The 23,719-nt window shown below is 48.2% G+C and carries 22 protein-coding genes; 17 read left to right on the forward strand and 5 right to left on the reverse strand.

The annotated features are described in order from the left end of the window. Positions 1-6 precede the first annotated feature (6 nt). Positions 7-1,752, reverse strand: a complete 1,746-nt coding sequence (locus HNR77_RS02455; RefSeq protein ID WP_184180379.1) for an ABC transporter ATP-binding protein — start codon at positions 1,750-1,752, stop codon at positions 7-9. Between the two features lie 514 nt (positions 1,753-2,266). Here HNR77_RS02455 and HNR77_RS02460 point away from each other — a divergent pair. Both HNR77_RS02460 and HNR77_RS02465 read left to right on the forward strand, forming a co-directional pair. Beyond that, positions 2,267-2,566, forward strand: a complete 300-nt coding sequence (locus HNR77_RS02460) for a HesB/YadR/YfhF family protein (protein ID WP_184180381.1) — start codon at positions 2,267-2,269, stop codon at positions 2,564-2,566. A gap of 672 nt (positions 2,567-3,238) precedes the next feature. After that, complete coding sequence (locus HNR77_RS02465; protein ID WP_184180383.1) at positions 3,239-3,703, forward strand: NUDIX domain-containing protein; 465 nt, start codon at positions 3,239-3,241, stop codon at positions 3,701-3,703. A gap of 269 nt (positions 3,704-3,972) precedes the next feature. Here the strand turns inward: HNR77_RS02465 and HNR77_RS02470 are convergent, their stop codons facing one another. The 3 genes from HNR77_RS02470 to HNR77_RS02480 form a co-directional block, all read right to left on the reverse strand. Next, positions 3,973-4,485, reverse strand: a complete 513-nt coding sequence (locus HNR77_RS02470) for an ADP-heptose synthase (RefSeq protein ID WP_111268950.1) — start codon at positions 4,483-4,485, stop codon at positions 3,973-3,975. 174 nt (positions 4,486-4,659) lie between these two features. Then, on the reverse strand, positions 4,660-5,103 hold the full coding sequence (locus HNR77_RS02475) for a DUF441 domain-containing protein (RefSeq protein WP_184180385.1): 444 nt from the start codon (positions 5,101-5,103) through the stop codon (positions 4,660-4,662). Between the two features lie 5 nt (positions 5,104-5,108). Beyond that, positions 5,109-6,128, reverse strand: coding sequence for a YpdA family putative bacillithiol disulfide reductase (locus HNR77_RS02480; protein ID WP_184180387.1), 1,020 nt, complete (start codon positions 6,126-6,128; stop codon positions 5,109-5,111). Between the two features lie 177 nt (positions 6,129-6,305). Here HNR77_RS02480 and HNR77_RS02485 point away from each other — a divergent pair, with 177 nt between their 5' ends. The 6 genes from HNR77_RS02485 to HNR77_RS02510 all read left to right on the forward strand — a co-directional run bounded on the left by HNR77_RS02485 (position 6,306) and on the right by HNR77_RS02510 (position 11,605). Further along, on the forward strand, positions 6,306-6,899 hold the full coding sequence (locus HNR77_RS02485; RefSeq protein ID WP_184180389.1) for a DUF2087 domain-containing protein: 594 nt from the start codon (positions 6,306-6,308) through the stop codon (positions 6,897-6,899). A 643-nt stretch (positions 6,900-7,542) separates the two neighbouring features. Further along, positions 7,543-8,646 (forward strand): ribosome small subunit-dependent GTPase A, encoded by a 1,104-nt coding sequence (rsgA, locus tag HNR77_RS02490; RefSeq protein ID WP_184180391.1) that lies wholly within the window; start codon positions 7,543-7,545, stop codon positions 8,644-8,646. A gap of 58 nt (positions 8,647-8,704) precedes the next feature. After that, entirely contained in the window at positions 8,705-9,043 is a 339-nt protein-coding gene (locus HNR77_RS02495) for a L,D-transpeptidase (protein WP_145402730.1), read from the forward strand. Positions 9,044-9,133: 90 nt separating this feature from the next. After that, positions 9,134-9,676 carry a GNAT family N-acetyltransferase gene (locus HNR77_RS02500; protein ID WP_184180393.1) on the forward strand — a complete coding sequence of 181 codons (543 nt, stop codon included), beginning with the start codon at positions 9,134-9,136 and terminating at the stop codon, positions 9,674-9,676. A 52-nt stretch (positions 9,677-9,728) separates the two neighbouring features. Continuing rightward, on the forward strand, positions 9,729-11,210 hold the full coding sequence (locus HNR77_RS02505; protein WP_184180395.1) for an aldehyde dehydrogenase family protein: 1,482 nt from the start codon (positions 9,729-9,731) through the stop codon (positions 11,208-11,210). Between the two features lie 245 nt (positions 11,211-11,455). Continuing rightward, a complete protein-coding gene (locus HNR77_RS02510) occupies positions 11,456-11,605 on the forward strand; it encodes a hypothetical protein (RefSeq protein WP_167433928.1) in 150 nt (49 codons plus the stop codon). A gap of 133 nt (positions 11,606-11,738) precedes the next feature. Here HNR77_RS02510 and HNR77_RS02515 read toward each other — a convergent pair whose 3' ends face one another. Continuing rightward, complete coding sequence (locus tag HNR77_RS02515; protein ID WP_024630323.1) at positions 11,739-11,978, reverse strand: hypothetical protein; 240 nt, start codon at positions 11,976-11,978, stop codon at positions 11,739-11,741. A gap of 421 nt (positions 11,979-12,399) precedes the next feature. On the opposite strand from HNR77_RS02515, the gene HNR77_RS02520 reads away from it, so the two are divergent. From HNR77_RS02520 to HNR77_RS02560, 9 genes are all read left to right on the forward strand, one after another. After that, positions 12,400-12,720: a hypothetical protein gene (locus HNR77_RS02520; RefSeq protein WP_111268942.1), complete on the forward strand. Its 321-nt coding sequence runs from the start codon at positions 12,400-12,402 to the stop codon at positions 12,718-12,720. Positions 12,721-12,774: 54 nt separating this feature from the next. Next, positions 12,775-16,779, forward strand: coding sequence for a type VII secretion protein EssC (gene essC, locus HNR77_RS02525; protein WP_184180397.1), 4,005 nt, complete (start codon positions 12,775-12,777; stop codon positions 16,777-16,779). A 16-nt stretch (positions 16,780-16,795) separates the two neighbouring features. Beyond that, a complete protein-coding gene (locus HNR77_RS02530) occupies positions 16,796-17,626 on the forward strand; it encodes a hypothetical protein (RefSeq protein ID WP_184180399.1) in 831 nt (276 codons plus the stop codon). A gap of 6 nt (positions 17,627-17,632) precedes the next feature. Further along, positions 17,633-18,181, forward strand: a complete 549-nt coding sequence (locus tag HNR77_RS02535) for a WXG100 family type VII secretion target (RefSeq protein ID WP_184180401.1) — start codon at positions 17,633-17,635, stop codon at positions 18,179-18,181. Between the two features lie 184 nt (positions 18,182-18,365). After that, entirely contained in the window at positions 18,366-18,641 is a 276-nt protein-coding gene (locus HNR77_RS02540; protein ID WP_110892970.1) for a WXG100 family type VII secretion target, read from the forward strand. A 179-nt stretch (positions 18,642-18,820) separates the two neighbouring features. Beyond that, a complete protein-coding gene (locus HNR77_RS02545) occupies positions 18,821-20,872 on the forward strand; it encodes a protein kinase family protein (RefSeq protein ID WP_184180403.1) in 2,052 nt (683 codons plus the stop codon). Between the two features lie 34 nt (positions 20,873-20,906). After that, positions 20,907-21,659, forward strand: coding sequence for a vWA domain-containing protein (locus HNR77_RS02550; RefSeq protein WP_110892966.1), 753 nt, complete (start codon positions 20,907-20,909; stop codon positions 21,657-21,659). A 10-nt stretch (positions 21,660-21,669) separates the two neighbouring features. After that, positions 21,670-22,512 (forward strand): protein phosphatase 2C domain-containing protein, encoded by an 843-nt coding sequence (locus HNR77_RS02555; RefSeq protein WP_184180405.1) that lies wholly within the window; start codon positions 21,670-21,672, stop codon positions 22,510-22,512. Positions 22,513-22,645: 133 nt separating this feature from the next. Next, the gene (locus HNR77_RS02560) at positions 22,646-23,452 is read left to right on the forward strand and encodes an SDR family oxidoreductase (protein WP_184180407.1); all 807 of its coding nucleotides are present in this window, start codon (positions 22,646-22,648) and stop codon (positions 23,450-23,452) included. The last annotated feature ends 267 nt before the right edge of the window (positions 23,453-23,719 follow it).

Here is a 23,719-nt window from a genome sequence, read left to right on the forward strand (position 1 = left end):
GACCTCCTACGTGGACAGATTGGACTCCACCTGTTGCCGTTCATATTGTTCACGGTACCAGCCGTTCTTGGCGAGCAGTTCCTGGTGAGTGCCTTCTTCTGTAATTTTCCCGTGCTCCAGCACGATGATCCGATCGGCATGTTCAATGGCGGACAGGCGGTGAGTCGAGATCAGCGTTGTTTTACCCGCACGTTTGCTGCGAATATTTTCAATAATTTTAGCTTCTGTTCGTGCATCAACGGCGGACAGGGCGTCGTCGAGAATCAAAATGTCCGGTTCAGCAATAAAGGCTCGTGCCAGAGATACCCGTTGTTTCTGTCCGCCTGACAAGGCAATGCCTTTCTCACCTACAAGGGTATCGAGGCCGTCAGACAGCGTGCCAAGATCACCGTCAAAGGCAGCGGTACGAATCGCCTCCATAATGACGTCATCCGAAGCGTCCGGGTTGCCGAACTGAATGTTCTGGCGAACAGATTTGGAGAACAGGATTTGCTCCTGCGGTACGTATCCAATCCAGCTGTGCAGATCATCCTTGGCAATATCCTCAATGGAATGTCCTGAAATGCTGAGTGTGCCTGAGCCGGTCGGATATTCATGTAGCAGCTGCTTCAGAAGTGTGGATTTACCACTTCCTGTACGTCCTACAACGCCTAGTGTCTGTCCGCGCTGTAGCGCAACGTTGATATGACTGAGATTATCCACGGTTGAGCTTGGATAGCGGAATGTCACATCTTTCATCACAATTTCATCCGGCTTCGTAATATGAACAGGCTGTTCGCGATCCTGCACAGCGGGTTCAACCGACAAGGTTTCATTCACCCGGTCCAGGGAAGCGCTGCCGCGCTGCATCAGATTAATTAATTCGCCAATGGCAAACATCGGCCAGATCATCATCCCCAGGTACATGTTGAACGATACGAGATCCCCCAGGGTAATTTCATTATGAAATACAAGATAAATGCCGTACGCGAGTGCGATGACATAACTGAGTCCTACGAATAACCGAATCGTTGGCTCGAAGAGCGCATCCATACGGGCAACGGCCAGATTTTTGCGATATACATCTTCCGTCACATCCGCAAAGCGTTTCTCGTCCAGTCGCTCCTGAACGTACGCGCGTACAACGCGGATGCCAGCAATCGATTCGAGGACCTGATCGTTCATGTCGCCGAAAGCATCCTGTGCCAGTGTATAACGCTGATGTACGGCTTTACCGTAGATCATCATGGCAATTGCGATAAAAGGCAGGGGAAGGATGGCTGCCAAAGTCAGCTTCCAGCTGACCAGGAAACCCATGGCGAACAGCACGGTTAGCAGAAACGCTGTCGAGTCTGTCAGGGTAAGCATACCGAAGCCTGCGGTCGTTGCAATGGAACGAAGATCGTTGGTGGCGCGAGCCATCAGATCCCCGGTTCTGTTTTTTTCGAAAAAGGGAGGTGTCATCCGCAGCAAATGGTCCATGAAGCGGGAGCGCAGTAGCCGCTCGACCAGGTTGGCTCCGCCAAACAGTTTGTGCATCCATATGTACGTTGTCAGATAGATAAAGATAACGGTCCCGAGAATCAGCAGGATGTAACGGGTTAATGAAGCGCTTGTAATGGAGCCGCGCACGATTTCATCGATGGCGTTCCCCAGCAGGCGCGGGGGCAGCAATTCGACGATGCCCACCAAAATGAGCAAAATGACACCAATCAGGTATCTTTTGCGTTCCAGCCGGAAGAACCAGGCCAGGTTTTTAAGTACAGAGAACAAGTGTTATCCCTTCCTTTCGATATCCAAGAAATGCAGTTTTCGTTCAAAATAACAGTTGAAATTTGTTGAAATGCACGTTTATCTCCCTTTTAACCCACAAAAAAAGACACACCGCACGCAGGCGGTATGTCTTGATTTCTTCATACGGCAGCATGACTCCGAGAGCAGAGCCACCGCCGTACATAAGGTTATCGTGAGCAAACTTCACAAGGGTCTTGAAAAAGACACCTGAAGTGCTGTCTTATGAACGAAATAATGATTTCGGGGATACTCCGGTATTTAATTGTGTGTGAATGTGAACCAGCTTATGTCTGTTAAACACCGTAATCACCCTTTCTTGTTAATGGAAATTAATGCAATGTAGACCTCGTATGTTTGCATCTTACCACCGCGTTTTACGATCTGTCAAACATTTTTCACAAGATAATACGCCTGTGCATGATTCACAGGGTTTGTGTTCAGGACGCTCTAGCGATATGATGTAACATATATATACAGAAGGAGCTGACAGCATATGAGTACCATACATGTATCCGAACAAGCTGCTCGTTGGTACAAAGAAGAATTGAACCTGAATGAAGGAGACAGCATCCGCTTCTTTGCAAGATACAGCTCTGGCGGAGGTCTTCACCCGGGATTTTCGCTCGGAATTGCCGTGGAAAAGCCAAAACATCCTGCCGAACAAACTGAAGTATCCGGCATTCAGTTTTTTATGGAGGATCACGATTACTGGTATCTGAAGGGGCATCAGCTGCATGTCGATGTCGTTGATGAAGGCCATGACATTGAATACCGTTACACAGAAGTGCAGTAGAAACTTAACTGTTCAAACTTAACAGTTCAAACACTAAACAGCACAGAGTAAGAAGCGAAGGCAATTCAAAGCAATCCATGGAAATTCAAAGCTACCTAAGGCAACCCAAGGCAATTCGAGGCTATGCATGGCTACCCCTCTTCTGGCATCAGTTAGATGATTCTAACGATCTCAGGAAACGCTATTTGTATGTTTTTTAACTCTTTTGAATTCTAACGATCCGCACAGACCTTATTTCCTGCAAATGGACTGTTTTGATGCGTTTTATCCCATTTGCAGAGAGAATAAGGTTCCTGGAAATCGTTAGAATCGGAAACGGCTAAAAAGTGTACAATTAAGGTTTCTGGTGATCGTTAGCCGGTGAATTACTTTGAAAGCTCTACAACTCCTCACTGACTGACGTTGTACCGAAATTGGAGTGGAATTCGATCAGACTCGAAATAGAGGTTGGGAGGGTTCGAACAGGATTTGAAGAGGACTTGGCGCCACTTGGATCGTTTTAAATTTTGCCGAAGCCGCTTGAGCAGGATTCTTTAGAGCTGATGGATTTGGTTCAATCGACACAGAGGTGTTTCCGTTCCGAAACCTGTTGCCATCATACATTTTAGCCCGGACCAGGACTATATTATATTATTGTTGACCACCGTCTTTTACTGGAAGGAGGGATGAGGAGTGAATCTGCCAGCGCGAGATATAGGCCAATATATTGCCAAGCGGGCAAATATTGTGGTCAAAGCGGCTATTATGGCTGCAAATGAACGGGGTGAGCTGCTGCTCATCCAGCATGCCGAACAGGGGCATTGGCGTCTGCCTGTTGGTGAGATGCGTCCTGGTGAGACGATTGAAGGGGCTGCGCATCGTGAGCTGTGGGAAGAAACAGGATGGACAACGGATTTCATGACCTTTAGTGCGTTATATTCTGGCCCGGAGCTGCGGCACGTGCATGCCAACGGGGATGAAGAATATGATGTTATTGCCCTGTTCCATGCCCGGATCGTTCAGGATGATCTGGTGGAGGCAAGAGTGAACAGCGATGCGGGATTGAAGTTTTTCGACCCGGCCGCATTGCCAGTTATGAATGGAATCAGTAAAACCCTGCTGGAGCGTTCAGATCTTGCAGTACAAGCGCCAGATTGAACTTATCTTGTTGCTTATTCCAAAATCAAAACAAAATCCATGCAGGTTTTTTTTCAGAGATCACATCAAATGTACTCGCTCAGAATTCAGGTTTGAGAAATTGGTTAGATATGAGTTTCTTTGTTTCTGAATCCTGAATATATCAAAGACCTCGATGTCCGCTGTAAAAGTGGATACCGAGGTCTTTTGGCGTTTATCGTAAACATACTCAACTGTATGATCCAGTTCATCTGCTCCGTCCTTTTGTCCAGACCATCTGAAAAGTCGAATCACACTTGATCGAGCGGTTCATCGTCCATTGCAAAATCAAAATCATCAATATCAAATACCTGTACCGGAGATTCCGATTCGATAATTCGGGCAATCAATTCAACCTGATCCGTTAAAATTGGAATGCCCAGACGTTGGGAGGTGAGCAGCAGCTCTGTCTCAATGGGATCAAAGAATTCTCCAAACTGTGCAGTATCCATCGCGTTAATAATCGTAAGGGATACCTGGTCGCCGAACAGGATTGCAGGGCTTTTGGCCCAAGGAACAGATAGCGCTCGTTCAATTTTTTTCTTGTTGAGAGGTTCCTCGAAGTACGAGATCATTTCACCGATTTTAGTTTTAACGTGCTGGTCATCTGCAGGATTATCCATCATCGGATCAGCACTGCTTTGAAATTCATATAATTCAAGGATGGTGGTGTAAGGAACAATATATTCAACAGGCGCTGGTGGCGCAAGTAATTGACCGTAGATGGCCACCATCACGGCTTCGGTAACAAAGGGACGTGACATGGTTCCTGAATCCTCCTGAGGACGATAATTGTCGTTGATGAATTCATCTGACAAGGAGAAAGATGATGTTTCCTTGCATCAGATGCATGTACCTGAATTGCATGAATAGAAGTATAGCATACAACTGTGGGAAATACATCCAATCCGCAAAAGTGTACATGGTTATGCTGCGGTTCAGGATTTGCCCAATAACATGGCCAGAATACCTGCTGCAATCAGCGGTCCGACCGGTACCCCTTTGAACAAGGCAACACCAAGAACAGTGCCAATCAGCAGGCCTGCTACAACAGTGGGCTGTGTAGTCATCAGCGAAGCACCTCGTCCGCCGAGGAAAGCAACGAGCATGCCTACGCCAATAGCCAGCAGTGATTTCCAGTGCAGGAACGATTCACCGACCGTTTGCAGACTGATCTTACCGCTGGCAAGAGGTGCCATGACACCTATCGTCAGAATGATAATACCCACAGTGAGGCCGTACTTTTCAAGCCATGGAAAGGCCTGATTGACATTCAGCACACGGAGCAGCAGCAAAAATACCATCGCAACAGTCACCGGGGTATTGCTGCTGATGATGCCAAGTGCGACAAACCCCAGCAGTAGGAGGGAGGTCAAGTCCATTGATTTCATTGCTCCCCGGATTGAGCGCCTGATGTGCTGTTCATCTGCTCTGACTTGCTAATGATATGTTCTGCAATATATCGTCCATGCCAGCGACCTGACTCGATAAATACTTCGTTGGCATTACGCCCGGATGCGATAACACCGCCGACGTAGATGCCAGGTACACTGCTTTCCATCGTTTGCGGATTGTACACCGGTTTATCCATATCTTCGGACATTTCTACACCGATGGAAGTCAGCAGCTGGCGATCCGGTCTGAATCCGGTCATGGCGAGCACAAAGTCATTGTCCAGTTCGCTTTCTGAACCGTCGGCGTGTACGATGCGAATCGAGTCATCCAGAATTTCATTTACCCGTGAGCCGAGATGCAGTGTAATGCGATTTTTCTGCACCATGCTTTCGAATAATGGACGAACCCAAGGTTTAATGTGGTCGGACAGACCTGTGCCTCGGTAGACCATATCGATGTGTGCTCCGACCCGGACAAGCTCCATGGCAGCATCAACGGCAGAATTGCTTCCACCAATAATGGCTACGCGTGTCCGAGTATATGGATGGGCTTCACGGAAGTAGTGTGTTACTTTTTCCTTCTCTTCCCCGGGAATACCGAGATAATTCGGGTGATCAAAGTAGCCTGTCGCTACAACGACATGACGACCTTGATGTACAATAGCTTCGCCGCGCCGGTTAACTGTATGTACCTCGAATGTGCCATCTTCTTTGCGCTGAATCTCACGGGCTTCCTCATAATTATGAACGCGCAGGCCGAAATGTTCGGCGACTTTGCGATAATAGGCAAGTGCTTCATAACGAAACGGCTTGTCATTCGGACTGCTGAACGGTATGTTCCCGATCTCGAGCAGCTCGGCTGTACTGAAAAACTGCATATGGGTTGGATAGAGATAGATGGACTGTACGATATTATGTTTCTCAATGATAACCGCTGACAATCCTACCCGTTCACACTCAATTGCCGCGGACAGACCGCACGGGCCTCCGCCAATAATAATGACATCTTCCATGTTCATAATCCTCCTTCATTGCAAGCAATATAATCCTACCGTAAATAACACTTCAATGCCAGTTTTCACGCAGGAGCATGAATAGAAAAATCAAAAAAACGATAAGATTGACTTCTCTAAAACAATAGACTAATATCAAATTAGATGATCATCTAATTAATGGAGAGGTGCATAACGATGCAGCTGGAGAAAATAGTGGCCTATCACAAAGCCTTGGCTGATCCTACCCGGCTTCGAATGCTGCTGCTTCTGTCCGAAGGAGAACTGAATGGGCAAGCGCTTGCTGAGCGTTTGAATCTGTCGCAGCCAACCGTGACACATCATGCAGCCAAGCTGAGAGAAGCTGCGCTTATTCAGGAGCGGAGAGAGAAAAATACGGTGTATTTCACATTAAACCCTTCGTTTATCCGGGAGCATGCGCAGGCCTCGGTTGATTTTATTTTCAAAAGAAAGGAGCATTCTGATATGACCGATGTTAACGAGACACTTAAAGCCTCCATCATGAGAAATTTCTTCTCCAAGGATGGCCGGCTTCGCCAGATTCCGGCACAATACAAGAAAAAGCTGGTTGTGCTGGAGCATCTGGTGGAGCAGCTTGAATTCGGACGCAAGTACAGCGAGAAGGAGATCAATGCGTTTATTCAGAATTATCACGAGGATTTTGCCACCCTGAGGCGAGAGTTTATTATGCATCAGTTCATGTACCGGGAAGACGGAGTGTATGAGCTGAATCCACGTGAAATGTGGACCCGCTGGGATCAGGTGAATTAAAGTCAAGAGCGGTCTCAATTCAATTCTAATTCCAATGCAATTCGAAATAGGCTTGACAATTATATGCATGACTGTGTAACATGATGGCATATTCTACTAGGGAGGCGATGTTAAATGACAAATCTAACGGCAGTATACGTGGACTTGAATAAAAACAGCGTCTCCGGAACGGATCAGGGCACATTCATTTTGGCATAGCAGGTAGGGATAGACCTATTTATGTGATGCAATAATGATATGACCTTCAGACAAAGTCACGGGTGACGTACCCGTGGCTTTTTTTGTGTCGATGAGGGAAGAATGGGCAGGTTTGGATAATGGAGGAGATGCAGAACAACCGATATTCCATATGCTGTGCAGCCTTCACTTTATTTCGGATAACTTGAAGTTGCCACGGGTGTGTAAACGCTCGTGGTTTTTTTGTTTGGGATCTGTAGCCGGAGAAGCAGGACGAATTGCAAAACGAAAGAGGCTTAAAAGAGCAAGCATTACATCGTAAAATGTAAACGATCTGGGAGGAATTTTTATTTTAAATCAAGATAATAAAAAGACTATTGAAAGTAGTATAAAAGAGGCTAATGAAAGCAGTAGTATAAAAGAGGCTAATGAAAGCAGTAGTATAAAAGAGGTTATTGGGAGCACTATGGAAATTGAAAAGAACGGTATTCATAGATATGGTTGGTCTGCGGCATGGGAGAAAGTATGGACAGAGGAGCAGCAGGAAGCGGCTTCCAGACAGCCTGCCCGAATTATAGCGGATCATGGACATATGCAGCGACTGATTACAGCAGACGGAGAATGCTGGGGCAAGATGTCGGGACGACTTCGGCATGAGAGCCTGGAGTCAGGCTTGTCCCCCGCCGTCGGTGATTGGGTAGCTGTAGCGTGCAAGCCGGGTGAGGAAGTAATTATTCATCACCTGCTTCCGCGTCAGAGTCGTGTGTCGAGACAGGCTGCAGGGCCGATAACGAAGGAGCAGCTCATTGCGGCCAATGTAGATACGTTATTGATCGTTGCTGCGCTTAATCATGATTTTAATCTCAGAAGACTTGAAAGATATGTGTTAATGGCCTGGAATGGGGGCGTAAGACCCGTTATTGTCCTGAGTAAAAGTGATCTATGTGACGATGTGCAGACACGAATCAGTCAGGTGGAGGGCATTGCTCCGGGTGTAGAGGTGCTGGCAATCTCGGCAGTCGAAGGACAAGGGAAAGAGCAGCTGGAAATGGTTCTGAAGCCTGGGGCAACGGTGGCACTTACTGGCTCATCAGGAAGCGGCAAGTCCACATTGGTTAACTGGATGATGGGCAGGGAGGTGCAGGTTACACAATCCGTTCGTGAAGGGGATAGTCGAGGCAGACATACAACGACACATCGGGAGATGTTTGTATTACCGCAGGGAGCCGTCCTGATCGATACACCGGGGATGCGAGAGCTTCATCTATGGGATGAAGGAGAAGATGGGCTGTCTCAGGCGTTTGGCGAGATTGAAGAGCTGGCTTCTGCATGCAAATTCATGGATTGCAGCCATACAAAAGAAGAGGGCTGTGCGGTCAAAGAGGCGATCGAGAATGGAGAGCTTGAGGCAAAGCGGCTGAGTAACTTTCTCAAGATGCAGAAGGAGCTTCAGTATCAGCGGCGCAAGGAAGAGGTGGCTTCAAGAAAACGAACAGCTTCAAGCAAACCGGCCAAGACACGTAAGGCCAAGCATGCACATCGGGTCAAGGATTGGGAGCAGCAGTATTGACAGGAGCCGGGGAAATCCGCATCTGCCTTGCATAGGATAGGGCAGGAGGGATGACATCATGCCGAATTATAGAATTATCGTAGATTTGTCCGACCATATGTTATATCTGCTGGACGGAGATCAAGTTGTGAAGGGATATCCCATAGCCACAGGAAAGATGCTTACAGAGACGCCGAGTGGCGAGTTTACCATTGTGAATAAACAAGAGAATCCCGGGGGCCCCTTCGGTGTGCTCTGGATGGGATTGTCCGAGCCGCACTATGGCATCCACGGCACTAATCAGCCTTCGTCCATTGGCAAGTCCGTCTCCCACGGCTGTATTCGTATGTACAATTCAGACGTGCTGGACCTGTCCTCCAAGGTGCCTGTAGGCACGAGAGTCACGATCCGGCCCTAGGCCGGATTGCTGTATCTCACCAGATGCTGCATCCCACCAGAAGACTGTACCTCACATGTATGGTAAGAAAATGGAGAAGGGAGCAAGATAATGATACAGATCAGACAGGCACGTCAGAGGGATGCAGAGGCAATCGCTTATGTACATACAGAGAGCTGGAAAACAACGTATCGAGGAATTGTGCCCGATCATGTTTTGCATCATTTGACAACTGAATCGAGATTGCCGCAGTGGGAGAAGCAAATACGCTCTGGCGAAAAAGATCAGATTTTGCTTGTTGCCGAGGAGCTGAACGGGAAGATTGTCGGTTTTGCTTGCGGTGGAAAGGAACGGGAAGGGAAACTTCCCTATGATGGTGAGCTCTATGCTATCTATCTGCTGCAGTCTTACCAGCAATCAGGAATTGGCAGACAGCTGGTCCAGCAGGTAGTTCAACATCTTCTGAAATGTCAGATGCGCACCATGCTGATCTGGGCGCTGGAGCGTAATCCGGCTTGCCGGTTTTATGAAAAGTTGGGGGGAATCCCTGTTCATACACAGCAGATTCGTATCGGGGATGAGGATGTGGCAGAGGTTGCTTACGGCTGGTCTGATTTGACCGTTTGCCTGACTTCGAACGAGGTTAATGAATGAGACATTGTTTTTTTATATGTACATTCTAATCTAAGGATCGGAGGCGTGCGTAATGACTTTAATGGATAATCAACGTACAGCGGCAACTTGGACGAAGCAATATATTTCAGGCAAATGGGTGGACGGCACGGGTGAAAAAATGCTGGAGAACATCAATCCGTACACGGATGAAGTGATCGCTGTATGGCGTTCTTCCAGTAAAGAGGACATAGACCGGGCGTATCAGTCTGCGAAAAAAAGTGCAGTGGAATGGAAGGCAGCTCTGCCATCCGTTAAGGAAGGCGTGCTGCGCAAGATGTCTTCCTTGTTGGACGAACGAAAGGAAGAGATCACCCGGCTTCTCATCACGGAATCAGGCAGCACAAGAATCAAGGCAGAAGCGGAATTTGTAGCGGCAAAACGTGTTGTAGACGAGTCGGCATCATTTCCTTTTCGAATGAAAGGAGAGCTGCTCCCGTCGAATACGCCTGGCAAGGAAAATCGTGTAGTCCGTGAACCCAAAGGTGTTATTGGAGTCATTGGGCCATGGAACTTTCCGCTGCATCTGTGTCTGCGTTCGGTTGCGCCAGCAATTGCACTCGGTAACGGTGTTGTGATCAAACCTGCATCGGATACGCCAATTACAGCCGGCTGGGTGATTGCCGATCTGTTTGAACAGGCTGGCCTGCCAGAAGGGGTATTAAATGTTGTTGCCGGAAGCGGCAGCGAAATCGGAGATTATTTTGTAACCCATCCGGTTCCCAAGGTAATCTCGTTTACAGGTTCTACGGAAGTCGGGCGAGGCATCGGCAAGCTCGCAGGTGAGCAGCTCAAGGAAACTGCACTGGAGCTTGGCGGCAACAACGCCATGATTGTTTTGGAAGATGCCGATATTGAGCATGCGGCTCAGGCTGCGGTGTTTGGCAAGTTTCTTCATCAGGGACAGATCTGTATGGCGCTTAATCGCATCATTGTGCACGAGGGTATCTACGACAGGTTCCTGCAATCGTTTGTAGACAAAGCGAAAAACATTCAAGCGGGTGATCCTGCTGATCCAAGCACGCTGGTGGGACCTTTGATTCGCCAAAAAGAGGTCAAGCGCCTCCTGGAACTGGTGAAACAGGCTGAGAAAGAAGGTGCGAAACTGCTGCTGGGAGGCACACATGAACAGGCCGTGCTTCAACCGACAGTGCTTGCAGATGTGAAGCCGGATCAAGAGATTGTGCAGCAGGAGCTCTTTGGCCCGGTCGCATTAATAATGAAAGCAAAGGATGAACAGCAGGCCATTGAACTGGCGAACGATACACCTTACGGGCTTAGTGGATCGGTATTTACGACGAATCTGGAGCGTGGTTATCACGCAGCTCAGCAGATCGAATCCGGTATGGTGCATGTAAATGATCAATCGGTAAATGATGAAGCTCATGTGATGTTTGGCGGTGAAAAATCGTCAGGGATCGGCCGCTTCGGCGGAGATTGGGCCATTGATAAATTTACACGTACACGCTGGATCAGTCTGCAGCATCAACATCGCGACTATCCGGGTGTGAAATGAGTCGAATAAACGGGAAAGCATGGGGTGCGTTCCCTGTCTCAAAGGTATGTTCGCTATAAAGTGACAAGAGGTGTGTAAAGCCTGTCTCAGCGCTGGTGGGACAGGCTTTTGCATCATTTTACAACCGGTTCAGATATGGTGCGGTTTCCGTAAAAAAAGCTGTTTGGGTTCGTCTTGATCTGGTTATTTATGGATACACGGAACGAAGTGCTCCGTAAATATTATGGCAAAGGGGCTTGGAACTCATGTCCATTGACCGCTTTATTTTAAGAAAAATAAATACCTGTCAGGAAGAACATACACGAGCCAATCTGGTCAGACTATTTGTCATTCGTATTCGAAAAGCCGAGATCGCGGAGGAGCATGAGGTGGCCTATGCTCTTGAGAAGATGTAATTAAGCAGGAAAACATGCGAATAGCAGTTAAACAGAAAGTCATGCAAAAAGGAAGCTTGTCCCTTGAGGGGAGGCTTCCTTTTTCATGGTAACGTATAAGCGAAGGAGAACGGGTTCTTCTTCAATGTGTCCTTCAATATAAGGATAGAGCAAGAGAGTCATTTTCACTGCGGCTGTGAAGGATCGCTTCGCCACCAACAATTTCAATACTAATCAAAGATTGCAGACATTTTTGCAAAGCGCGTTTACCGTTACTGATTTTGTGTTCCAAAGCACTGCTAAGCAAGCGTAATGTTTTTTGCACAGGTTGTTTGTTTTCTTGATTAAAGTATACAGGAATTGATTTGTTTTGAAATGTTATTAGAGTTCTCACTTGAAATCACCTCACGAGAGTTATTTCATACAGGTAATATTAAATACCAATGCTTAAAATTACCTTAAAATCAGCTTATGAAAACATAAAGGTGCATAAAGTTTGAAAAGTGTTCACAATTCAATTGTGGGCGAAGCATTAGAAGTCCCATTTAGTATACTATAATCTGCAAATAAATGGAAGAATGTCCGAAACTTTCGCATCTTTGCATTTGTTAAATCAAACAATGACACGAAAGTTCTGAGTCAAATGGACGATATTTTAATATATACGTGGGTCATATGTAACAAAATTACAGCTGGTACGTTGCAAACAGGGGTTTTATATAAGAAAATAGGGTGGAATACCGTTTCATCCGCATTTTTTTGATTTAATCTGACATTAGGACATTTTACATATGAGACTTTTGGGAGGGATTCACATGATATTAACCGTGTATTCCGGCCGGGAGGAAGGCGAATGGTTCGACATCGATGTTCCTGATGAATGTACCATTGAACATCTGAAGACGCTGCTGGGTGTGCGCATTTTCGGGCAGGCCCCTGGAGACGGCATTCAATATATTCTCGAGGCCAAATTTCCGGAGGGGCTGTGGTTTACCCCGCAGAATACCCAGCAGTTAATGGAAACAGGGCTTCGTCAGGGAAGCTGTGTGCGTGTGCAGCGCGCATTTTCAACCACTTCCGAAGAGGCGCCGATCTATGGAAGACGCTCCTTATTTCAACAAGAGAGCAACGAATAGCGCTCTAAGGCGTATCATTCATTAAATGAACGATTAAAAGGAGGTCTTTTCTTCGTGAATGTGTTATATCAGCGTTCTCCAAGAATGACACCAGTTCTAAAGGAAGAGCGACTCGAAATTCTAAGGCCGCCTTCGGAACCGAACAAACCTACGTTTTCGATGATTTCAATTATTATTCCCGTGATGATGACAATGGTCAGCATCGGTTTTTATGTATATATCAATATGACCGGCAAAATGAACAACAGCAGTTATATGATGTTTCAAATGATGACCGTTATGATGATGCTCACATCGTACACGATTCCTTTTTTCGTCTATCTTAGCAACAAAAAGACCTATCGTAAAAAGATCGAGGAACGTAAAGCAATGTACCTTGCACAACTGGATAAACACCGTGAAGAGCTGAAGGAAGCGCAGGCAGAGCAGGTGAAAAGTCTGCATGAGATCCATGGTGATCCGTCTGTATGTTTGCAGATTGTAAAGAACCGCAGCAGTTCGCTTTGGGAGCGCTCGCCGGAGGATGATGACTTCCTGCAGGTGCGAATTGGTACAGGAGAAATTCCGTTTCGGATCAAACTGCAGGTTCCGCGTATTGATGGATATGAAAAGGATGAGCTGATAGAAGCAGCACACGAGCTCGCTGCTGAATTCCAGACGGTTCCGGATGCATCCATCACGCTGCCGTTGTTCGAATCCAAGGTGATGGGCCTTGTTGGTGATCGGGAAGAAGTTATGGCTTCGCTCCGGGTCATTGTATCCCAGCTTGCGGTAAGGCATTCACCGGACGAGCTGAAGCTGGCTGCCTTCTATGAAGAAAAGGATACGAAGGAGTGGGATTGGCTCCGCTGGCTGCCGCATATCTGGGATGAGGATCAGGGGCAGCGGTACATGGCTGACAGGCACAGCAGTGCGCATCAATTGGCGGACAGCTTGTTTTCCGTATTAAACCGTCGTCGGAACAATAAAGAGGACCGATACAAAAAAGCAGTGCAAACACCATGTTATGTTGTGATTCTGTCCGACACCCAGCTGATTGAAGAGGAGCCTTTACTGCCGCTGCTGCTGGAGGCTGCGCAAGAGATTGATGTGTGCACGATTGTACTGGCGAACCGCAAACAATCGCTTCCTATGCATTGTCAGTTAATTATGGAGGCTGGCAAGGGCAAAGGGCTGTATATCAAAAAAACGGAAGATGCTGATGTCATTCAACAGCCATACAAGCCGGATGCCATCTCCAGGGAGATGGCTGAGGCATTGTCTCGTTATATGTCACCGATTCGTCTGAAACGATCCTCGGCTTCGGAGATTCCACAGGTGCTGCCATTGTTTGATATGCTCAGCACTTCGCGTGTGGAGGATCTGGATGTCTTATCCCGCTGGGAACAGACCCGCTACCCCGATACTCTTCCGGTACCGATGGGAGTAAGAGCCGGAGGCAAGAAAATAGCGATTAACCTGCATGACAAAATCGAGCGGCAAGGCCATGGCCCACATGGCTTGATTGCTGGCACGACCGGTTCAGGTAAAAGTGAGGTCATCCAGTCCATCGTTGCTTCACTGGCCGCAGAGTTTCATCCTCATGATCTTGCATTTATGCTGATCGATTACAAGGGTGGCGGCATGTCCAATACGTTTGTTGATCTGCCGCATGTGGTAGGCACAATCACCAATCTGGACGGCAATCTGATCGAGCGGGCGAATGTTTCACTTCGGGCAGAGCTGGTAAGAAGACAGAAAATTCTGAATGATGCTGGAAATCTGCAACATATCGATGAGTATTACAAAATTTTACGATCCAGACATGAGCAGCCGCTGCCGCATCTCGTTATTATTATTGATGAGTTCGCTCAATTAAAGCGGGATCAGCCGGAATTCATGGATGAGCTGATCAGTATTGCAGCCATTGGCCGGACGCTGGGTGTTCACCTTATTCTGGCAACCCAGAAGCCTGCCGGTGTTGTGGATGATAAAATATGGAGCAACTCGCGTTTCCGTATCTGTCTTCGTGTACAGAGTGAAGGAGACAGCCGGGATATGATCAAAATTCCGAATGCGGCCTGGATTACAAAGCCGGGTCGAGGTTATTTTCAGGTCGGCAGTGATGAAGTTTTTGAAGAGATGCAGTTCGCCTGGAGCGGAGCGCCTTATAACCAGCAGGAGGATACTTCGACGGTGCTGCCTGTCATGGAGGTACGTCTGAATGGCAAGCGAGAGCCTCTCCTGACTGGTGAGCGAAGAGCCGTGCTTAAAGGGGATGATGTTCCTAAACAGCTCCAGGTATTTATTGATTATGTGGCCAAGGCGGCCGCAGATGCTGGCATTGATCGGTTGCCGGGGCCATGGCTGCCGCCGTTGCCGGAGACACTGGAGCTGGAGAGCTTGCATGATTGGAAGCAGGAGGGCAAGAGTGAGTCTCTGCTTGAGGCCGGCGCGAGTAGTCTCAAGCCTGTTGTAGGCATGCTGGATGACCTGCCGAATCAACGACAGCTGCCGCTGGCCCTGCCTATGGATCAAGGGCACCTCGTAGTATACGGGATGCCTGGTCTTGGCAAAACAACGTTTGTTCAGACGCTGCTCATGTCTCTGGCCAGCGCGGAGCGAACCGAGCCATGGAATGGATACATTATTGACATGGGCCGAATGATGAAGGACTTTGCAGGACTGCCGCAGGTCGGCGGTGTGATGATGGCCGAAGAGGAAGACCGGATCAAACGCTTATTCCGTTACATTGTCAAAATTTCATCACAGCGCAAGGATATCATCTCGGAGGCAGGCGTTAAAACAATTTCGGCATATCGTCGAACAGCCCATACGGCTGTGCCACAGATTGTAGTGGTTATTGACGGATATCTGTCGTTCCGCAATGCATACCCGGACGAAAATGAATTGTTGGAGACCATTTTGCGTGAAGGTGGGAGTCTGGGTATCACCTTTGTACTCACAGCGAATCGGGTAACGGATATTTTTGAAAAATTCAGAAGCAACATTCCGAATGCAGTTTCGTTCGAGCTGTCTGATCCGAGTGATTATTATTATGCGGTAGGACGGCCGTCCAAGGCTCCGAGTCAGCTGCCTCCCGGCAGAGGTCTGGTGAAAGGCCAGGTGCCTCCATTGATGTTTCAGGCTGCACTGCCTTCTACCGGAGCGGATGAGGGTGAACGCTCCTCTGCACTTCGCCGCACAATTGCAGCGATTCGCCAGGGCTGGACGGGGGAAGAAGCACCGCAGATTGCACCGCTTCCGGATGAAATCAAGCTGAAGGACCTGCTTGTACGCACAGGTTCCTTTGGCAAGGCTTGGGAGACCTCAAGCGTTAATGTACCCGTCGGGCTGCTTACGGACGATCTGGAGCCGTTTGAACTGAATCTGCGTGAAGGCCCGCACTTTATGGTGACCAGTCCGATGGAGGGGGGCAAAACGACATTTTTGCAAACCTGGATGTTGTCTCTTGCCTATCACGCTTCACCAAAGGATGTGCAAATATACACCGTTGATATGAGGTATGGCTCAGGAGGGCTGGGCGAAATCAGCAGTTTGCCCCATGTCCGTGGACATGTTTCGCGAGAAGAACAGCTTGCACCTGTCATTCAGGAGTTGTACGATGAAGTTCTGAAACGCGGGGAGATTGCGGGAGGGCCGGCCATCGTGCTCGTCGTTGACGACGCAGATACGCTGTCCAAACAGCTGACTGACTTTAATGTAAAAGATCAGCTCGGGGTCATTGTTCGTCAAGGAAGAGACAGGGGCATTCATGTGATTCTATCTGGAGTGCCTGCAGACTTTCCGACGTTCGGCTCCGATTGGGTAAGTGATGTAAAAGCATCTCAGAGTGGATTGCTGTTCGGGACTTTGGACCCTAATGATTTATCGTTCTTCCGTATTCCTTATTCCGAATCCGGGGGCAGCACAAGTGGGCTGAAGGTACTGCCACCAGGTCAGGGTTATTATATAAAACGCAAATATTCCAGGGTTAAAGGTGCAGTTCCATGCGATAACAGCTGGAAGATGAACAATTGGATTTCTGAAATTCGTGACCGATGGCATGTTGTAGTTTGAGGGGAGGTGGCTCATAATGTTGACGGTTCATGATTCTAAGCAAAAGGTAGTCACACTGCAAATTAAGGAACTGTTTTTCCTTGCCGGCATACTCGGTTCCGATCGGCTGCTGGGGGTGGAAGATCCGTTTCGCGGTTATATGGCAGAAGAAATTGCCATGGAGTGGGAGCGTGTCAAAACCTCCTTGCTGGATAAAGGCTACTTGATTCAGGATCAAGATACCAATGAGCTGATCATGACTCCAACCGTTTTTTCCAGAGTAGCTATAGCCGGGTTGTCGGACAGAGCATGCTGGCTTCGCTATACTGTTTGTGGCAAGTCGTATGAAAGTTATATTCATTGTACAGATGAACGGGTCGTTGAAGTCACCCGCGCTTCGGATGCTTCCGATTCATTCCGTCTGCTTGATCTGGGCAATGTACGTGAAGCCATTGATATCCTCATTGAGCGGATGAAATGGAGTGGTCATTCTCCAGCGGAGAAACCGGCATTGATGTGTTCCAAGAAAAAGTTTTACGATGTGATGAATGGTCTTGAGGGCTTTGAGCTACAGTCTCTGGCAGATGAGCTCTCACAGGAAACGAGTGATCCTGAAGGCTCGCTTGCTCTGGCCCGTTGCCTGACGAGCAAGCAATCGGATGGAGAGCTGCGATTACTCGTATGGGGGCAGGAGGGATGGCAGTCACAGTCGGCTGCATTCACCGCTAGTCCGGCTTCTAACTGGTTATTCCGCATGAGCACAACAGCTTCGGATGATTGGCTTGTTGCAGCGCTCACAACAAAAGAACAGTTTCACGAAATGCTGCTGGACTGGCTTAAACAGCCTGCAGGGGAAGAGGAAAGGTGATGGTAAATGCGCATTCGTGTGGAACCGGATGTGCTTCGGGCACTGAGCAGGCAGATTCAGTATGCAGCGGAGCAAATACAGCAAAAAATGGCAGTGTTGGATCAGGCAATTCATTCGCTGGATTGGGATATCGAATCCCGTGCGGCGGTGATGAGTGAATGGGATCGCAGTAAACGTCTGGGGGAAGATGCTCTTCGTCGATTGATGGACTTAAGTATGCTGTTAGGTCGCAAGGCATTGTTGTTCCAACAAGTAGATATGGATTATCGTTCCGTGCTGACGCATGTCAACGTTGTCTATGGTAATGCAGTCAACATGCTGAATGTTCTTCAAAGCAGCAGTGCAAGCGAAATTCTGCCTGCTCATGCTGCTGATGTAGCTGTTGTATCCGATCCCCTTTCCGCTATGGCGGCGGTGTATCGAATACAGGATACAGCCCCGCCTGATGGTTCTCCGGCTACTCTTGTTCAGGCAATGCAGCCTGAGCCTGTCGCCTGGAGATTTAGAGACCCTTCCTTTCGGGACAGGAGAGGAACTGAACCTGTAGTTTCCTGAGCATGCTGCGAAACCAAAGTACAGCAGGAAGTAAATTTAATTGTAAATAGGCTGTTAGTTGAAGTTTCATAGGCTGAAAATGGGGTAAATAGGATTAGGTCCTTCGGCTTTTGTCCGATCGATCCTTGTATAGTACAATTTGAACAAACCAAAACAATTGCACACATCAAGGAGGAATTTAACAATGGCAGGACGTATTTTAGTTACCCCGGAACAACTGGATCAGGTGTCTAACCAATTCAAACAAAGTGGAGAGCAAAGTCAGCAGATCGTATCTACTTTGACTCAATCCATCACGAGCATGGAAGGTCAATGGGAAGGTATGACGAAGCAGCGCTTCTTCCAGGAGTTCCAGGAAGCAAGCAAACAAATGCAGTCTTTCGTTCAAACACTCAACAGTATCAGCGCAGAATTGTCAGCAATTGCGACTAAATTCCGCACTGCAGACCAAGCTCGTTAATCTGCTGTACATAGATCAGGGCGATGAGAGCCATACAACCGCCTTGAATATATGCGGGCAGCAAGAACAAGGTTGTGCAATTTATCAAGAAAATGGATTGTACAATTACAGCGAAACCGGGTGTATTCACGCCCGGTTTTTGTTGCAACTATGACACAAAGACAGAGAGAGGGATAAGCATGTCTTTTCAACTGAATCCCGGGGATGAAGTGGTGATTAACGACATTGCCTATACGATTGGGCAGCATCCGGCTGCGCCGGGGCTTGCTTATGCTCAAGCCGGGAGGCAAGGGATTGTTTATCAGTTAATTCCCCGCGGCGGCTCCGTGCATGGGGCAAAAGCACTAAAAGTATTTTTTCCGAAATTTCGTATCCCGGCGATGGTATATCAGTCTGAGCATATGGAGCCATACAGTGAACTGCCTGGGCTGCAGGTATGCAGACGTGAAGTGCTCACTCCGGAAAGAAACGGAGCGCTTATTGGAGAACATCCTGATCTGTTGTACGCCGTGTTGATGCCATGGGTACAGGGACTGACCTGGTTCGATGTGATCAGTGACCAAAAACAGCTGACATCGGAAGAAAGCCTGAAGCTGGCAAGAGCACTTGCGGGCACAGGTTCTGCGATGGAGCAGCGCGGACTGGCACATTGTGATCTGTCTGCGCCTAATGTAATGATTCCGTTTTTTTCCGAAGTGCAGAACTCGCAGCTTACTTCTGCAGTTGAACTTGTTGATGTCGAGCAGATGTATGGTTCCAAGATGGATAGGCCAGATGCGCTGCTAGCGGGTTCACCCGGTTATGCAGCCCATCGTACGGTGCATAGTGGTCTGTGGAGCTCTTACGCCGACAGGTTTGCTGGTGCTGTCATTATTGCGGAGATGTTATGCTGGTCAGACCCGGTCATTGTCGAAAAAGCATGGGGAGAAAGCTATTTTGATCAGCATGAGATGCAGACTGCCAGCGAGCGTTATTTTGCAATGCGGAGTTCTCTGGAGAAACGCTGGGGTTCCAAATTATCGGATCTCTTTATCCGGGCTTGGGAAAGCCATGACCTAAGCAGCTGTCCAACCTTTGGTGAATGGTACATTGCTCTTGCCGCTGCAGATACAGAACAGGCGGATGCGCTTCTGGTTTCACCTGTCGAAGTGCAAGATGATGCACAGCATTTGTCAGAAGTTCCTGCGGATACGGAAACGGAGCACGATGCAGGACATTCTGATCATAAGGGCGATACTGCCGCTGGTATGTCAGGTGCCAAACAGGCTCCAGAACAGGAAGCTGTGGTGAATCGTCTGTTCCTTCAAGCCAGAGCATTGGAGGATGAAGACAAACCGGCTGCTGCACTGGAGGTATACCGCTCACTGTATCACTTCATTCCGAGCAACAGTGCAATGCAGATGGAAGTGGAGGCAGCGATCAAGGAGCTGGAGGAACAGATTCATGGGAGCAAGGAAAGCACAGAGCCGGCACCGATTCCATTTTACCGTTCCAAAAAATTCATGATCTCTTCAGCGGTGCTTATTGTGCTGCTGGCCGGGGGAGTGCCTACGGTTAAAATTCTTGCCGATCAGGCTGAGGTAAAACAGCAGGAAGCTGCGCGTCTGGCTGAAGCAAAGGCCGCTGAGGAGGCTGTTGCTGCCAAGCTCCAGCAGGAAGAGGCTGACAAGCAAAAGGCCGCTGAAGCTGCGAAGCTTGCAGCCGAGGAAAAGAAAAAGCTTGCGGAAGCCAAACAAAAAGAAGCGGAAGCGAAGAAAAAAGAAGCAGAACGCAAGGCATTGCAACAAAAATATGATAAACAGGCCAAATATGAAGCTTACCTGGCGAAGCAGGAGCAGCAGAAGAAAGAAGCAGCCAGAAAGGCATTGCAGGAAAAATACGATCAGCAGGCCAAATATGAGGCGTATCTGGTTTGGAAAAAAGAAAATGATGCTAAAATCGCCAAACAAAAGGCAGAGGCTGAAGCGAAGCGAAAGCAAGAGCTTGCTCAGAAGGAAGCACTCAAGAAAAAGCGTGCACAAAACGTGGTAACACTGATCGCACATTATAACAAAGCTTATAACGCACAAAAAGGCAGAAAAACGGATAATGCTCTTTCTTATGCCCGGGATTTTAAAAACCTGTACAATACGGACGCATCGTATTTCAAGGGAGTAGGAAAAGTGGCTGCACGAATGAGTGCAATCAACAAATTTTTGAGCAATTCCAAGTATACGCTGCCTGACCTGTAACTTTATATTAAATAATAGAGGTGACACACTCTAGATGAACTATACAATTCAAGCATCACAGCGCACCCCTGCACTTATTATCTATTTGATAGATATCAGCGCCTCGATGAATATGGTTTTGGATAATCGACGGCGAATTGACATCGTATATGATGCTTTATCCTTGGCGATTCGCCAGATGGTGTTTCGTTCAACCAAGGGAAATCGGCTGACGCCGCGGTATCGGATTGCTATTTTGGCATACAGTGATGACGTATATGATGTGTTAAACGGCATTAAAGGAATAGACGAGATTGCCGCAGTAGGCTCACTGCCTGATTTGACCCCAAGACGTTTCTCGGATTCGGCAAAAGCATTTTTGCAGGCGGAGAAAATTTTGCAGGCAGAAATACCGAATATGCAGGATTGCCCTGCGCCACTCGTATGTCATATGACGGACGGCGTTGCGACGGGCGAGGATCCGGAGCCGATTGCCAAACGTATTATGGGCATGAGTGTACCAGATGGCAACGTTCTGGTGGAAAACATATTTATTAGTGATCATCTGCTGGAAGGTCCTATTACAGAACCGAGACGCTGGAAGGGCATCTCTCCAGAAACCATACTTCAGGATGAGCATGGTGAGAAATTACGCAACATGTCCTCCGTGCTGCCTGAAAGCTATCGTGAAATGCTGGTGGAGGCCGATTATTTACTTGCACCGGGGGCACTCATGATGCTGCCTGGCACTTGTGCAGAGCTGGTTTCCATTGGATTCCAGATGTCTGCTGCGACACCTGTAAGATAGGAGGGGAATCATGCGAGCGATGCGTATGGCTACATTGTCTGCCAGTGATCGGGCAGGTCATGCCAAACAGGGGCATGAACATTTTCGCTATGTAAGCGTGCAGACCGGCGAGCAGCCGTTGACACGTTATCAGGGCAGGCTGAAATGCAGATATGGATACGGCCGGGCTGCGGAGACAGTGAATCAAGGTGATGCAGGTCAAGACTTTGTTGCAATTCGCATGCACGACAATGTCTGTCATTTTGTATTATGTGATGGAGTTGGTATGAGTTATCTCGGTGATTTTGCAGCCCGTTTTCTGGGCAACGCATTGCTGGAATGGATGGAAACGACCCCCAGTCTTACAGCTGAAGGCATTGAGCGCTACCTTCAATACATCACAGCTGTGGCTTCCAAGCAGCTTGAACAATTACAGCCTTTGGACAGCTCGCCTCTTCTGCTGCGGGAGGTATTAATGGAGAAGCGGAGCCAGGGAAGCCAGGCAATGTATGTATGTGGACGCATTGCGCTGACCTCGGGTGGACGTAAAAGCAAGGTATGGATCGCTTGGCAGGGTGACTCCAGAATTCGGCTCTGGTGCAACGGCCAGGAGCAGTCCAAGCAGTTTCAGAAGCATTGCAGCACTAATGAACGATGGTCTACTCGCGAAGGTCCTGTAGGTGGCAAACCTCATGTCTTTGAAACGAAAGCTTCGTCTAATGATGCTTGCCGTCTTCAATTGTATACAGATGGATTGAATGATCTGGATGCCATTGATACGTACATTCCAGATGAGCATATTCAGGTGCTGCTGGATGCCGCCCATACGGGCGGCCTGGAAGATGATGCCGCTTTCATCGAAATCGAATGGTAAATTTTATTTGAAAAATGTTGCGGGTGTTGATTTAAAAGCTGCTCGTTTTGGGTAATATTGTGAAGAATTGATTAAACTTCAGGTTGGATCGAATCTTCTTACATAACTTCCAAATCGAAGGAGTGACTAAGTGATGACACAGCACAGCAATAAGCCCCAGTTCCAAGGCAAGGTAGCGATCATTACTGGAGCGGGCTCCGGTATTGGGAAAGCGACGGCACTCAAGCTGGCGAACGAAGGAGCGCATGTGGCACTATTTGATCTGGTGAATGATCGGATCTCACAGACGGAAGCAGAAATTAACGCGCAGCATGAAGGGGCCGCGAGAGCCTTTGATGTGGATATATCTGATCCGGCACGGGTGGAAAAGGCTGTGCTTGAAACGGTAGAGCTGTTTGGCGGTTTGGATATCGTATTTGCCAATGCAGGTATTAACGGAGTATCCGCGCCGATTGAGGAAATTCAGGTGCAGGATTGGCAGCAGATCATTACAACAAACCTGGACGGTACGTTTTTCACTGTGAAATATGCACTGCCTCATCTGAAAAAACGTGGCGGGGGCAGCATTATTATTACGAGCTCGATTAATGGAAACAAGCGTTTCTCCAGCTTCGGAATGTCAGCCTACAGTACGTCAAAGGCAGGACAGGTCGCCTTTGCCAAAATGGCAGCTCTCGAGCTGGCGAAATTCAAGATCAGGGTTAATGTCATCTGTCCTGGCGCCATTGCAACTAATATTGATCAAAGTACCATTAAAACGGACGATCTGCAGGATATTATTATTCCCATTGAGTTTCCTGAGGGGCAGCAGCCACTCGCGGACGGACCAGGGCAGCCTGAGCATGTGGCCGATCTGGTGAGTTTTCTCGCTTCGAATGCCTCCAAGCATATTACGGGTGCAGAGATTGTCATTGATGGTGCAGAGTCATTGCTGAGCTGAGTTGGTACGATAAAAGACAAGAGCCGGCAACCACAGTTAGCGACAAGTGCACGGACAAGATAGGTCATGATTGTACACCGTCCATATGTTACGGATACAGCGTAGTCGTTCCTTCGGGACGGCTTTTCGTATTATTAGGTCAGCCAGAAATTTTCTGGTTGGCCTATTTATAGTGCGCCCGGCACGGGCGATAACTTGGCGGTGAAAGTCCGCTACAGGCTTGGCAGTAGGAACTGTTAGCCAAGGGCAAGGGTGTCCGTCGCGAGG

Source organism: Paenibacillus sp. JGP012, assembly GCF_014203995.1.
GTDB classification, from domain to species: Bacteria; Bacillota; Bacilli; order Paenibacillales; family Paenibacillaceae; genus Paenibacillus; species Paenibacillus silvae.

Excerpts from the sequence above, each read along its gene's own strand:
- HNR77_RS02460 (WP_184180381.1), top strand. The coding sequence starts at position 2,267 with ATGAGTACCATACATGTATCCGAACAAGCTGCTCGTTGGTACAAAGAA.
- HNR77_RS02470 (WP_111268950.1), bottom strand. The coding sequence starts at position 4,485 with ATGTCACGTCCCTTTGTTACCGAAGCCGTGATGGTGGCCATCTACGGT.
- HNR77_RS02475 (WP_184180385.1), bottom strand. The coding sequence starts at position 5,103 with ATGGACTTGACCTCCCTCCTACTGCTGGGGTTTGTCGCACTTGGCATC.
- HNR77_RS02480 (WP_184180387.1), bottom strand. The coding sequence starts at position 6,128 with ATGGAAGATGTCATTATTATTGGCGGAGGCCCGTGCGGTCTGTCCGCG.
- HNR77_RS02485 (WP_184180389.1), top strand. The coding sequence starts at position 6,306 with ATGCAGCTGGAGAAAATAGTGGCCTATCACAAAGCCTTGGCTGATCCT.
- rsgA (WP_184180391.1), top strand. The coding sequence starts at position 7,543 with ATGGAAATTGAAAAGAACGGTATTCATAGATATGGTTGGTCTGCGGCA.
- HNR77_RS02495 (WP_145402730.1), top strand. The coding sequence starts at position 8,705 with ATGCCGAATTATAGAATTATCGTAGATTTGTCCGACCATATGTTATAT.
- HNR77_RS02500 (WP_184180393.1), top strand. The coding sequence starts at position 9,134 with ATGATACAGATCAGACAGGCACGTCAGAGGGATGCAGAGGCAATCGCT.
- HNR77_RS02505 (WP_184180395.1), top strand. The coding sequence starts at position 9,729 with ATGACTTTAATGGATAATCAACGTACAGCGGCAACTTGGACGAAGCAA.
- HNR77_RS02510 (WP_167433928.1), top strand. The coding sequence starts at position 11,456 with ATGTCCATTGACCGCTTTATTTTAAGAAAAATAAATACCTGTCAGGAA.
- HNR77_RS02520 (WP_111268942.1), top strand. The coding sequence starts at position 12,400 with ATGATATTAACCGTGTATTCCGGCCGGGAGGAAGGCGAATGGTTCGAC.
- HNR77_RS02530 (WP_184180399.1), top strand. The coding sequence starts at position 16,796 with ATGTTGACGGTTCATGATTCTAAGCAAAAGGTAGTCACACTGCAAATT.
- HNR77_RS02535 (WP_184180401.1), top strand. The coding sequence starts at position 17,633 with ATGCGCATTCGTGTGGAACCGGATGTGCTTCGGGCACTGAGCAGGCAG.
- HNR77_RS02540 (WP_110892970.1), top strand. The coding sequence starts at position 18,366 with ATGGCAGGACGTATTTTAGTTACCCCGGAACAACTGGATCAGGTGTCT.
- HNR77_RS02545 (WP_184180403.1), top strand. The coding sequence starts at position 18,821 with ATGTCTTTTCAACTGAATCCCGGGGATGAAGTGGTGATTAACGACATT.
- HNR77_RS02550 (WP_110892966.1), top strand. The coding sequence starts at position 20,907 with ATGAACTATACAATTCAAGCATCACAGCGCACCCCTGCACTTATTATC.
- HNR77_RS02555 (WP_184180405.1), top strand. The coding sequence starts at position 21,670 with ATGCGAGCGATGCGTATGGCTACATTGTCTGCCAGTGATCGGGCAGGT.
- HNR77_RS02560 (WP_184180407.1), top strand. The coding sequence starts at position 22,646 with ATGACACAGCACAGCAATAAGCCCCAGTTCCAAGGCAAGGTAGCGATC.